Source organism: Vibrio methylphosphonaticus (assembly GCF_023634655.1).
In the GTDB taxonomy this organism is placed as follows: Bacteria; Pseudomonadota; Gammaproteobacteria; order Enterobacterales; family Vibrionaceae; genus Vibrio; species Vibrio methylphosphonaticus.
This window is the reverse complement of record NZ_JAMKMS010000003.1, coordinates 330,399-342,501: the sequence shown is the minus strand read 5'-3', so window position 1 is coordinate 342,501 and position 12,103 is coordinate 330,399. Positions and strand designations below refer to the sequence as shown.

10 protein-coding genes are annotated in these 12,103 nt (G+C 44.5%); 6 read left to right on the top strand and 4 right to left on the bottom strand.

The window, feature by feature from the left end:
• Positions 1–209: 209 nt before the first annotated feature.
• Positions 210–413 (top strand): pyrophosphatase, encoded by a 204-nt coding sequence (locus tag M9196_RS05565; protein WP_171735609.1) that lies wholly within the window; start codon positions 210–212, stop codon positions 411–413.
• A 349-nt stretch (positions 414–762) separates the two neighbouring features.
• On the opposite strand, the gene M9196_RS05560 is transcribed toward M9196_RS05565, so the two are convergent.
• Positions 763–1,953, bottom strand: coding sequence for an acetyl-CoA C-acyltransferase family protein (locus tag M9196_RS05560; RefSeq protein ID WP_250616534.1), 1,191 nt, complete (start codon positions 1,951–1,953; stop codon positions 763–765).
• A gap of 254 nt (positions 1,954–2,207) precedes the next feature.
• Complete coding sequence (locus M9196_RS05555) at positions 2,208–3,890, bottom strand: glycoside hydrolase family 13 protein (RefSeq protein ID WP_406707626.1); 1,683 nt, start codon at positions 3,888–3,890, stop codon at positions 2,208–2,210.
• Positions 3,891–4,358: 468 nt separating this feature from the next.
• On the opposite strand from M9196_RS05555, the gene M9196_RS05550 reads away from it, so the two are divergent.
• The 4 genes from M9196_RS05550 (at position 4,359) to M9196_RS05535 (ending at position 9,181) form a co-directional block, all read left to right on the top strand.
• On the top strand, positions 4,359–5,711 hold the full coding sequence (locus M9196_RS05550) for an ABC transporter substrate-binding protein (RefSeq protein WP_250616532.1): 1,353 nt from the start codon (positions 4,359–4,361) through the stop codon (positions 5,709–5,711).
• Positions 5,712–5,846: 135 nt separating this feature from the next.
• Positions 5,847–6,857: a carbohydrate ABC transporter permease gene (locus tag M9196_RS05545; protein ID WP_250616531.1), complete on the top strand. Its 1,011-nt coding sequence runs from the start codon at positions 5,847–5,849 to the stop codon at positions 6,855–6,857.
• On the top strand, positions 6,858–8,057 hold the full coding sequence (locus M9196_RS05540) for a carbohydrate ABC transporter permease (RefSeq protein WP_250616530.1): 1,200 nt from the start codon (positions 6,858–6,860) through the stop codon (positions 8,055–8,057).
• Between the two features lie 32 nt (positions 8,058–8,089).
• Positions 8,090–9,181, top strand: a complete 1,092-nt coding sequence (locus tag M9196_RS05535; RefSeq protein WP_250616529.1) for an ABC transporter ATP-binding protein — start codon at positions 8,090–8,092, stop codon at positions 9,179–9,181.
• A gap of 135 nt (positions 9,182–9,316) precedes the next feature.
• On the opposite strand, the gene M9196_RS05530 is transcribed toward M9196_RS05535, so the two are convergent.
• Positions 9,317–10,414 carry a DUF3541 domain-containing protein gene (locus M9196_RS05530; protein WP_250616528.1) on the bottom strand — a complete coding sequence of 366 codons (1,098 nt, stop codon included), beginning with the start codon at positions 10,412–10,414 and terminating at the stop codon, positions 9,317–9,319.
• 252 nt (positions 10,415–10,666) lie between these two features.
• Between M9196_RS05530 and M9196_RS05525 the strand changes: the two genes are divergently transcribed.
• The gene (locus M9196_RS05525; protein WP_250616527.1) at positions 10,667–10,822 is read left to right on the top strand and encodes a hypothetical protein; all 156 of its coding nucleotides are present in this window, start codon (positions 10,667–10,669) and stop codon (positions 10,820–10,822) included.
• A gap of 114 nt (positions 10,823–10,936) precedes the next feature.
• Here M9196_RS05525 and M9196_RS05520 read toward each other — a convergent pair whose 3' ends face one another.
• Positions 10,937–11,665 (bottom strand): sulfite exporter TauE/SafE family protein, encoded by a 729-nt coding sequence (locus M9196_RS05520; RefSeq protein ID WP_250616526.1) that lies wholly within the window; start codon positions 11,663–11,665, stop codon positions 10,937–10,939.
• Between the last annotated feature and the right edge of the window lie 438 nt (positions 11,666–12,103).

Here is a 12,103-nt window from a genome sequence, read left to right as displayed (position 1 = left end):
ATGAGTTTCGGAGAGCCAAGTATTAGCAAATCACGAATTAGCATAAGCGGTAAGTATGGAAAGTCACTAAGCTCACTGTCCAGTATTGATGATGCACATCACTGTTTTGCTTTCACACAAATCTGACATTGATGAATGCCATAAGCTATCGATATAAACATCAATATATTGTATTATTAGATCCGTATTTATACTTATTAGGATTTTCTATGTTGATTCACGAATTTTCGAATAAGGACGTTACCGCTGAGCATGTAATTTTAGCTCAAGCAATACTAGCAGGGACTGCTCAAGGTGATAAAAGTAAAGCACAGCGCTTTATGATTTTTGTAAATGAGATTCCCGATGCGCCGACTGTGCAAAGCCTGATTCCACGCTTTAGTCAATTTATGAAGCGCTTTAAAGCCAGCTGACATTCAGAATACATTACACAGGGATGTGTAATTAAGATCGACAAATCCCCCTAACCACTACCTACTTTAAAACTCTATCTGACCCTATGCTCGCTCTATATCTAGACATTGTTGTCGGAGGACAATAGAGTCTGATCAATTTTTAAAAACGTTTCTGGGCAACACTGTTTTAGCTTACCTAATCTCCCGTCTGTGATCACCCATCTGACTCAATATAGCCAAAACGATCTATCTTATTGTCTTCCGACAGCGACAGAAAGGACAGCGAGGTAGAGGCGGTGTGTAAACATGTGAACTGGAATGAGATAGACGCTGAATAGCGTCTATCTGTAGAATGATAATCTTGGTGCTAGTCTTGATATCGTTCAAAAAGCGCAGCAATACCTTGACCGCCGCCAATACACATAGTGACAACCGCATAGCGAGCGTTTGTGCGTTGAAGCTCGTAAAGGGCTTTAACGGAAATAAGCGATCCCGTAGCACCAATAGGGTGACCTAAACTGATCCCTGAGCCATTTGGGTTCACTTTTTCAGGGTCGAGGTTTAACCCTTTGGTCACAGCAAGGGCTTGCGCAGCGAATGCTTCGTTGGCTTCCCAAATGTCAATGTCATCGACGCTAACCCCCGTCTTATCGAGCAACTGTCGAACTGCTGGTACAGGGCCAATGCCCATAATTGCAGGATCAACGGCGGCGATAGCATAGCCTAACATGGTTGCCATTGGCTTGAGCCCTTTCGCTTTGGCGGCGGCTTTTTCCATAAGCACTAGTGCCGCTGCGCCATCGTTGATTCCTGATGCGTTGCCGGCGGTGACGGTCCCTTCCTTTTTAAAGGCAGGGCGCAATTTAGAAAAATTCTCTACCTCTGCATCAAAGCGGACGTGTTCGTCGGTATCAAATAGCGTGGTACCGCGACGAGTTTTTAGTGCAATAGGTAGGATTTGGTCGCCAAAGCGCTGTTCTTCAATGGCACGTTGTGCACGTCGATGGCTTTCTAAAGCGCAAGCATCTTGTTCTTCTCGGCTAATATTGTACTGCTCGGCCAAGTTCTCAGCGGTGATCCCCATGTGGGTATCGTTAATTGGGCAGGTGAGGGCACCGACCATAGGATCGATAAGTTGAGTATCCCCCATTTTTGACCCAAATCGTGCGCTAGGGGACCAGTAAGGGACGCGTGTCATTGACTCGGCTCCGCCAGCAACCGCGGCATCACAGTCGCCCAGCAGAATCATTTGTGCCGCAGAAACAATAGACTGAAGCCCAGAACCGCAGAGTCGGTTAACGGTTAGCGCTGGTGTTTCGATTGGCAAGCCCCCTTTTAGTGCGGCGACACGGCTCATGTACATATCACGTCGGTCACTATGCGTGACGCTGCCGATAACACAATGACCCACATCTTCGGGGGCGATATTGGCTCTTTTTACGGCTTCCGCGATCACTTGACCAGCAAGTTCAGTCGGAGCCACATCTTTCAATGCTCCACCAAAATCTGCGATTGCGGTACGCACACCGCTTAGTACAACGACTTCTCTTTGAGACATGTAAACTCCATCTTGTTTGTTATAGGGTGACAAAAGTTATTATTGGTTTGTGAATTGTTACCAATAATAACATTTCGTCCACAACTGCTCATGTTGTGTTACAGGGAAGTATTGGAAGTTGTGGTCCTTTGCTGCGGGAAGTATCGGTATGTTTAATGGAATCGCTTTACGATAGGGTGAGCGGTGGGAATTAGAAAGCCGTGCCGCACACGACCTTCCAAGTGCTTGTTGTTTATAGAATGATCAATTAATCGTTAACATGTGACGTCAAGAATAACCGATTGATACGGTTTTAGTGTGACCGCGTTGAGGGATGTCCAATTGGGTTCATCAGCTGGATAATTGTTCAGCACCAATTTTTGAATGTCGAATGAGTAATGGCGAGTTTGAACTTGGTCGGTAAAGTTACTAATGACTAGCAATGCGCGCTGATCGTTACTGCGTAAGTAGGCATAAACGTGTTCGTCTTCCGGCTCAATGAGATCATAACGCCCATAAACGATCACATCTCGATAAGGAGGCGTTTTACGTAACTCAATGAGTTGGCGGTAGTGATGATAGATCGACGCTGTGTCGTTGACGGCTTGTTGAGCATTGATCTCGGTATAATTATCATTTAACGGCAGCCAGGGTTGTCCGTTGGTAAATCCAGCATTGTTGCTACTGTCCCAGTGCATTGGGACACGGGCATGATCACGAGAAAAATCATTAAGAAACGCTAACCCTTCTTCTGGCGACAGACCCTTTTTCATCATTTTTTCATAATGAAACTTCGCCATGAGATCATTAAACTCTTCAATAGACTCAAAGTGTTTATTTGTCATGCCAAGCTCTTCACCTTGGTAAATGTAAGGTGTACCGCTCATACAGTGCAGCACGGTCGCGAGCATTTTGGCGCTGATAATACGATATTGAGGGCAGTCAGAACCATAACGAGAGACAGCCCTAGGCTGATCATGATTACTCCAGTACACGCTATTCCAACCTTTCTGATATAGGTCTTGTTGCCAACGTGACATGATTTCTTTGTACTGCACGAGATCGAAGGGTTTTTTAACGGCGTTGTGTTCTTCGCGATCAATACTGACGTGCTCAAACTGGAAGATCATACTGATTTCGTTACGATCAGGATGTGAGTAGTAACGCCCATCTAAAGTGGTGGTAAAGGGCGTTTCACCAACGGTGAGTACATCATAGTGCTGCAACACTTGGTCGTGCATTTCGCGCAGGTATTGGTGAGCAAGCAGATTGTTTGACCAATGCTCCCACCCAGCAACACCTGCATCAAAGATAGTGGCATCTGGAAAGTCTGACGGCTTTCCTATCATATTAATGACGTCCATCCTAAAACCACCTAAGCCCTTTTTCAGCCAAAAATGCATCATGTCATAAATGGCGTGTCGAACGTCTGGGTTAGCCCAGTTTAGGTCTGGTTGTTGATGGCTAAATAGGTGTAAGTAGTACTGACCCGTCGCCTCATCTAGTGTCCATGCTTGTGGTTCGAAAAATGACTCCCAATTATTGGGTGGCGTGCCGTCTGATTTGGGATCCTTCCAGATATACCAGTCGCGTTTAGGGTTGTCTTTACTGCTTTTGGATTCTTGAAACCATGGATGTTGATCAGAGGTATGGTTGACCACTAGATCCATCACAATTTTAATGTGTCGCTTATTGGCTTCAAACAGCAGCTTTTCCATATCTGCCATGGTGCCAAATTCTTCGGCGATTTCCCGATAGCTTGAAATATCATAGCCATTGTCTTCCATTGGGGACTGATAGACAGGACTTAACCAAATAACGTTGCTACCAAGGGACTGAATATAATCGAGCTTTTCAATAATGCCTGGAATATCACCAATGCCATCACCGTTTGAATCATTAAAGCTACGTGGATAGATTTGATAAACGACAGCATCGTGCCACCATCTTGGTTCCATACTCATGGTTATGCTCCTTCAAAAGAGAGTGGCATCGAATGACACCTATACATATAACGATAAACTGTGGTTAAGAAGAGGTTTATTTTATTCTTTTAATCACTGGAATAATGGCTAGGTTATCTAAGTTTTATCAAACAGTCTAAGGTGTTTCAGCCACATAAAGTGGGTGAAATTTCATGGCGCCAGCGATTATTATGAGCTCGGTCACCCTATGATGGATGGCAGTTTGTAAAACATGATCTCAGGCACAACACTCAGATAAGAACTGGTTGAAGTATCAATTAGGTTTTAATGTGTAATTTATAAGTTTAGCTAATTAACCGTGGGTATAAACGGTGATGTCTGAGCTTCTTTGGCACACAGTAAAACGCCAGAGTAATCCGTTGTAAACCGAGCAATCTATTATAAAAAGAGTCAAAGCACTGACTTAATAAACCAGAGTATCTAATACATGGAGTCTGACCGATGAAAACCTCCCTACTTGCTACTGCAGTAGCTGTTGCGATTTCTGCTTCTTCCGCATTCGCTGCTGATCTTAAATTTACCCCGGGTGATGACGACCGCTTTACGTGGCAAAACTACGAAGAGCTGAAGAAACTGGATCTTAAGGGTGAAACCGTCACTATTTTTGGCCCGTGGTTGACCGAAGATAAAGAGTTGGTTGAAAGCGTAATTGCGTACTTTGAAGCCGCCACGGGTGCTGATGTTAAGTATTCCGGCTCCGATTCATTCGAGCAACAAATCGCCATTGATGTTCAGGCGGGCAGCGCACCTAACATTGTTATTTTCCCTCAACCAGGTCTTGCCGCCGATCTTGCATCGAAAGGGTTTTTGTCCCCACTCGACCCTAAAACCAGTGACTGGATTGAAGAAAACTACGCGGCTGGTTCTTCTTGGGTAGACCTTGGCACCTTCCCGGATGAAAAGGGTAATGAGCAACTGTTTGGCTTCTTCTATAAAGTGGATTTGAAATCGTTGGTTTGGTACGTACCAGAAAACTTTGAAGACGCTGGCTATGATGTTCCAGAGACAATGGAAGAGCTGAAAGCACTGACCAAACAAATCGTTGAAGATGGCGAAACGCCATGGTGTGTTGGCGTCGGCTCTGGTGGCGCGACGGGCTGGCCCGCGACAGACTGGGTAGAAGACATGATGTTACGTACGCAGTCTCCAGCTGACTATGATAAGTGGACCACGAACGAGCTTAAATTCAATGATAAGAAAGTCGTTGAGGCGATCGAAGAATATGGTTGGTTCACACGTAATGATCAATTCGTTGATGGTGGTGCGCGAGCGGTAGCAGCGACGGATTTCCGTGATTCACCAAAAGGGTTGTTTACTTCGCCAGCGAAGTGTTACATGCATCGTCAAGCTTCGTTTATCCCAAGCTTTTTCCCTGAAGGGACAGAGTTAGGCGAAGATGCAGACTTCTTCTACTTCCCATCCTACGAGTCTAAAGACTTAGGTAAGCCAGTATTAGGGGCGGGGACGTTGTGGAGTATTACTAAGGATTCAAAAGCGTCTCGTGCGTTCATGGAATACCTACAGTCGGCACTGGCTCACGAAGTGTGGATGGCGCAATCTGGTTTCTTAACGCCTCACAAAGGCGCGAATGTTGAGACTTATGGCAATGATACCTTGAAGAAACAAGGGAAAATCTTGCTTGATGCCACGACATTCCGCTTTGATGGCTCAGACTTAATGCCGGGTAAAATTGGCGCGGGTGCGTTCTGGACCGGTATGGTGGACTACAGTGGTGGTAAACCAGCACAAGAAGTGGCTGACGATATTCAGAAAACGTGGGATGCGCTTAAATAGCGAATAGTTCAATATTGGGTTTTAGTGTTTACACCCAACAGTAAAGTAGTATCACCGGCGATCGGTTCACCGTGAAGCGATTGCCGGTTTTTGATTGTATTTTTTGTGTAGTCTAGGGCTGCAAGTGAGGCAGTAATGGAACAACTTTATTCCTCTTTATTCATCATGGCACTGGGCGTTGCGGTTTGCGTTTTCTATTTCGTAGGCAGTAACTGGCTATTAGGCATTATTTTCCCTGCTCGCGGCGTATCTAATCAAAAAATGGCTCAGAATTTGCGTCGTGCCGCCTCGGTAAGGCCTTGGTTATTTCTTGGACCTGCGTTAGCGTTTCTTGGTTTATATCTTGTTTATCCGGTTTTTGAGTCGGTGTTCTTATCTCTACACGATCGCAATGGCGATAAGTTTGTTGGGATGAGCAATTATGTGTGGCTGTTTAATGATGGTGAATTTAGAGAGTCACTGTTTAACAATATTCTTTGGCTTTTAGTGGTGCCAGCCGCGTCGACTTTTTTTGGTTTAGTCATTGCCGCGCTGACCGACAAAGTTAGCTGGGGCAATATTGCAAAAAGTCTAATTTTTATGCCAATGGCCATTTCTTTCATTGGTGCGTCCATTATTTGGAAGTTCGTCTACGACTATCGTGCGCCAGGCTCAGACCAAATTGGGATCCTGAATGCTGTTGTTGAATTCTTTGGTGGTACAGCAGAAGCGTGGGTCACGATGCCTTTCTGGAATAACTTCTTTCTCATGGTGATTTTGATTTGGATACAGACTGGATTCGCGATGGTTATTTTGTCGGCGGCGTTGCGTGGCATTCCTGAAGAAACCGTTGAAGCGGCGGTGCTTGATGGTGCGAGTGGTGTTCAAATCTTTTTCAAAATATTGATTCCGCAGATTTGGGGCACTATTGCGGTGGTATGGACCACGATCACTATTTTGGTCTTGAAGGTTTTTGATATTGTGCTGGCCATGACGAATGGTCAATGGAGCACACAGGTTCTTGCGAATATGATGTTTGATTGGATGTTCCGAGGGGGCGGCGACTTTGGTCGTGGTGCTGCCATTGCGGTGATCATTATGGTGGCGGTCATTCCGGTGATGGTTTGGAATATGCGCCAAGCCCATGCTCAAATGGAGGGACGTTAAATGAACGATAAAACCGCGACTTCCGCTGTTGGCCATGTGAGTAAAGCGGCATTTAGCTTGAGCAAACTGCGTCGTTCTCCTTTAACGATGTTGGTGCATTTGTCTGTCCTTATTATTGTCATTTTATGGACGCTTCCTACGGCAGGGCTATTTATCTCGTCGTTTCGAGATAAAGACCAACTTGCCCTGACCGGCTGGTGGACCTCACTCACCAATTCAGAACAAAATTTAGTTGATAGAACAGGCGCACCAGATTCGCAAGTTCAGGAAGGTGATGTCTATGTTTTAGCGGGACAAGTATTGGTAGACGGCAAACCGACACAAGTGCACGCTTTTGGTTTTTCATCTCGCGCGCCAACGGCTTATCAACCGGGTGAAATCGCTGAAATGAAAAATGGTGGCACGTTGAGCATGACGGTAGACGGTCATTATAAGATGACGTCCTTAAAGCCGTTTAAAGGTAAACGTGGTAAGCGGGTTTTTTATACCGCTGTTGTGCCTCCAAAGTTTGGACTGGACAACTATAAAGAGGTGTTAACCGCGGAAGGGATTGGGCGCTCATTTATTAACTCTTTAACGGTGACTATTCCGGCGACCATTATTCCAATACTCATCGCGGCGTATGCGGCTTATGCATTGTCGTGGATGAAAATGCCGGGGCGCAATTTGCTAATTGCGGTAGTGGTAGGCTTGCTAGTGGTGCCATTGCAGATGTCCTTGATCCCGCTTTTACGTCTTTATAATGATGTTGGTGCATTTTTCGGAGTAGGAGCGAAAACCTATTTGGGCATATGGCTGGCGCACACGGGATTTGGTTTGCCGCTGGCGATTTACTTATTGCGTAATTATATTTCCAGCCTCCCAAGAGAAATTATAGAGTCAGCTCGAGTTGATGGTGCGACAGACTTTGAAATATTTATGAGAATCGTGCTGCCACTGTCATTTCCAGCCTTAGCGTCGTTCGCTATCTTCCAATTCTTGTGGGTTTGGAATGATTTACTTGTGGCAACGGTGTTTTTAGGGACGGGTGAAGAGCACATGGTTCTGACGGCTCGACTGCGTGAATTACTTGGTTCTCGCGGCGGGAATTGGGAAATTTTAACCGCCTCCGCGTTTGTATCGATTGCGGTACCACTGGGCGTCTTTTTTACTTTGCAGCGCTATTTGGTGCGCGGGCTTCTTTCTGGTTCTGTTAAATAAACAGTACTTGATTCAACGATGAGAATAATGAGATGACAGGATTATCTTTAAAAAACATACAAAAATCATACGGTGAAACACAGGTACTTCATGGGATTGATCTCGATATCAATCAAGGTGAGTTCATTGTATTTGTTGGTCCCTCTGGTTGTGGTAAATCCACGTTATTGAGAATGATTGCGGGGCTTGAAGAGATTACCGCGGGCGAGTTGTGCATTGAAGGGGCTCGGGTAAATGAATTACCTGCCGCAATGCGCGGTATTGCGATGGTTTTTCAAACCTACGCACTTTACCCACATATGACGGTGTACGACAACATGGCTTTTGCAATGCGTATTGCAAAAGAGCCGAAAGAGGCGATTCACGAGCGAGTCATGGAAGCCGCGCGTATGTTGCAGCTCGAACCGTATTTAGACCGCTTACCGAAAGCCTTATCGGGCGGACAGCGTCAACGAGTAGCCATTGGACGTGCTATCGTCCGTCAACCTAAGGTGTTCTTATTTGATGAGCCGTTATCCAATCTTGATGCTGCGCTACGAGTGCAGACTCGTATTGAAATTGCCAACCTGAAAGAGGCAATGACAGAAACGACCATGATTTATGTTACGCATGATCAAGTGGAAGCCATGACGCTGGCTGATCGCATTGTGGTGCTGTCTGCCGGGCGTATTGAACAAGTGGGCACACCACTAGAGCTGTATACCAACCCTTGTAATGTGTTTGTGGCGCAGTTTATTGGTTCGCCTTCGATGAATATCAGTCCTGCATCGATGATAAAAGCAGGAGACGTTTCTCGTATACGCGCCGAGAATGGCATGGAAGTCGATTTACCTATTTTGGCCTCTGATACCTTAAATGGGTTGCCATTGCAGATAGGGATCAGACCGGAGGACTTCTTGGTATCGAGTGAGAGCGAGGCATTGATTTCCGGTGAGGTACTATTTGTCGAATCATTAGGAGAGGTCACGCTGCTGCATATTCGGGTCGAGGGTCATGAGGAAAGCACCGTGGCTAAACTGCCGGGTATTTTGGATTTCCATAAAGGAGAACGCATTCACCTGACTGCGCCATCAGAAAAAGTGCATGTCTTTACCGAAGATGGAGACTCTCTCAAGTACCTGTAACGGTCGTAGACAGTATCGGTGGCCGGCAATAACGGTCGTGGACAATATCGGCAGTGAGTACGTTTGATCGCGGTCGATGTAGAATAATGGTTTGAAGTGAAACGACAATGCCCCTTATCTTAAGGGGCATTGTCGTTATAGTGGTTTCTTGACCGCACCATAGGGTAGTTTGGAAAATATTTTTGGCGTTAGATGTAGATTAGGGCCTGATTTAGGTGCTTGCCAACTGAGCAACATGATGGCAAGCACATTACGGTGCTCACCGTAAGCAAAGTCAAAGTCCCCAGACGCTGAAGGAATCATACCTTTTTCTTTATTTATTGCTTTGATAATAGCTTGTCGAGTTTTATCTACCACCGGATCATCGTCAAGTCCTGCGAGCAAGAAGGTGATCCCTACCTCTGCAATCACATCTTCTTTGGTATGTGCGATGATATCGTCGATATTTTTTCTAAAGTAATCGAATATCCACTGATGATCGCTTTCGTTGACAGTACGTTGGTAATACTCTGAGTCTGCCAAAATAATATGAGTCATACCATACAGCTTGTTGGCAAATTGCTGCTCGTTGAGGCGATAGTCCTCACCTTCTGGATACGTCTCTTGGAAGGCTTGTATGAAGGATTGCGTATAGTCTTGCTCACCAATTTGCTTAAGCCAATAGGCTTGGTTAGCGAGTTGTGCCGCCCACGCTTTTATCATGGTGGGATTGGTGAGAGTCGATTGGAAATCATAGCGCTTAAGGCGGGCGCGAAGCGTTTTATCGTCTTTATGCTGTAGCCCATACTCATTTAATCTGGCCATATAACGCAATAAATCTAACCCCATGTAGAAGTACTCAGGGTCTGACTTAGTGGCGGCGTAACGACGTTGGCTACGCTCGTCTTTGCCTTTTTTGTAATCGTTTAGGCGGTCGTTTGAATAGTCTCGAATCTCTTGGCGAGTTTTTACATACTTCGATAGTGTATTAAGCCGGCTGACGACGTTTGCCATATCATTCCAAACCACAACAGAGTATTTGGAGTCTTGAGTTTGACGATACATTCTCAACCCATAATGACCTTGCTTATACACAGAAAGGGTGAAAAGTTCGGCTTCATAGGTTTGTTTGATGATCTGAGCATAAGTATCAAACGATTTGGGAGACGTGAGTGAGTCAAAGTGAACGGCTGTCGCACCAGTGACCATACAAACACTTGCTACGATACCTATAAGCCCCAGTTTTATACGCATATTAACGCCCCCTATTCGTTAAGTGAATGAATAGCATATAGGGATATTCATTTGCAAATGTTATTTCTACGTCAGTTATTATTCGCTTTAGTAATATTTTAATTAGAGTGATATATATGAAGTGTGATATTAGCTCCGTAATTTACTGAGAATAACTAACAATTTTTGAAATGGATAATTAATATCCTACACTTTTTATGTAGTTATAATTCAGCTACCTATTTATTATAAATCAAAGGAAGGAAATGGCTTATGAAACACATAATGGTTTTGTTCGGGTTTTTAGTGTTGTCATTTAGTAGCATGGCAGAAGAGGGAGGGGCGCCTGGTACTATTTGTCTTACTGGCGATGGTCATGTTGTGACAACACATCTTCAATCATGCCCCAAAGATATGAAAAAACTATAGATTTTATTTAATTATTTGAAATTTATATAAGTCGATAACAAATAGAGCCAGCTATACGCTGGCTCTATTTAATTTAGGTGTTGTATAGTTACTTGTTATATTAACTATCCTCTATCAGGATAGTCCTTGATAAATAGCGCTTATCCCACTGGCTGAACACAATAATAATGCACCAATTCTAATTTTTTCTTTTGGCAAAGAGTGTGTCGTTAATAGAGCGAGCTTATAGCCAAACCATGATGCGGGAATCAGTGGGATGGTGATAAGCAAGTGATGGGGGGTTAAAAAACCAATTGGCGCTTGTACCAGTAGTGAAATGACGGAGCTAAAGACGAAAAACGCGGACAAATTACCACGTAATTGGTTGGCTTCCTGATGTTGAAGCAGCAGAGCCATCGGTGGGCCACCAATACCAGAGCTGGTACCAAAAAAGCCAGAGAAGAAACCTGCGATCCCCATTTTGGTCGGTGTTGGCTCAATTCGAAATGGTAATAGGCTTATCACAACAGCGATAACGACAAGCACTCCCAGCCATAAAGATAAGACTTGCGTTGAAACGTAGATTAGTAAGAGTGCGCCTGCTAGTGACCCAGGTACTCGGCCGATCAATGCCATTTTTAGTCCGCCAAGCGCAATACTACTGCGATGCTTAGCAGCGTTTAGAATGGAGATAAATAATGCGACCAAGCAAATTGGTGCGGGTACATAATCGGGCGAGACTTGAAACAGCAAAGGGGCGGCAACAATAGCTAAACCAAATCCGATAGAAGTCTGCACAAATGATCCAATAAAGATCAGTAACATAGCAATAAGTGCAGGTTGACTGAACCAGTCGCTGAACATAGAGGTGCCTACATGAAGGTAATTAACAAACAGGAAGATGCAGTGTATAGGATATCTTGTAGACTGTATCGATTATTGTCGGCTGCCTCTTAATTATTATTGAAACCTCAGACGGGCATGGACGGTTTTGGCAATACACTATTGATTTTAACGTATTGAATTTTAGAGTTTTTATTTTTGGAATATAGATAGAGGCTTTAGAGTTATTTGTCGTTGATTCGGTGTATGTATAGAAAGAAGGGTTAAGCTTTCAACAGCCTAACTTAACGTTGGGGTAAGAATTTTGTGAGTTATTTGTTATAATTTGGCGGTAATTGTCATCATTAGCGCCTCTTATCCAATGCTAATGATGACGGTTAGTCTCAAGCATACTTAGTATCAATAATATTTAGTATCAACAGCACTTAGTATCAATAATAGTTGGTATCAACAATACTT

Bases quoted from the DNA above. Each gene is read 5' to 3' on its own strand.
- M9196_RS05530 (WP_250616528.1), bottom strand. From the start codon at position 10,414: ATGCGTATAAAACTGGGGCTTATAGGTATCGTAGCAAGTGTTTGTATG.
- M9196_RS05540 (WP_250616530.1), top strand. From the start codon at position 6,858: ATGAACGATAAAACCGCGACTTCCGCTGTTGGCCATGTGAGTAAAGCG.
- M9196_RS05535 (WP_250616529.1), top strand. From the start codon at position 8,090: ATGACAGGATTATCTTTAAAAAACATACAAAAATCATACGGTGAAACA.
- M9196_RS05555 (WP_406707626.1), bottom strand. From the start codon at position 3,890: ATGGAACCAAGATGGTGGCACGATGCTGTCGTTTATCAAATCTATCCA.
- M9196_RS05520 (WP_250616526.1), bottom strand. From the start codon at position 11,665: ATGTTCAGCGACTGGTTCAGTCAACCTGCACTTATTGCTATGTTACTG.
- M9196_RS05550 (WP_250616532.1), top strand. From the start codon at position 4,359: ATGAAAACCTCCCTACTTGCTACTGCAGTAGCTGTTGCGATTTCTGCT.
- M9196_RS05560 (WP_250616534.1), bottom strand. From the start codon at position 1,953: ATGTCTCAAAGAGAAGTCGTTGTACTAAGCGGTGTGCGTACCGCAATC.
- M9196_RS05565 (WP_171735609.1), top strand. From the start codon at position 210: ATGTTGATTCACGAATTTTCGAATAAGGACGTTACCGCTGAGCATGTA.
- M9196_RS05545 (WP_250616531.1), top strand. From the start codon at position 5,847: ATGGAACAACTTTATTCCTCTTTATTCATCATGGCACTGGGCGTTGCG.
- M9196_RS05525 (WP_250616527.1), top strand. From the start codon at position 10,667: ATGAAACACATAATGGTTTTGTTCGGGTTTTTAGTGTTGTCATTTAGT.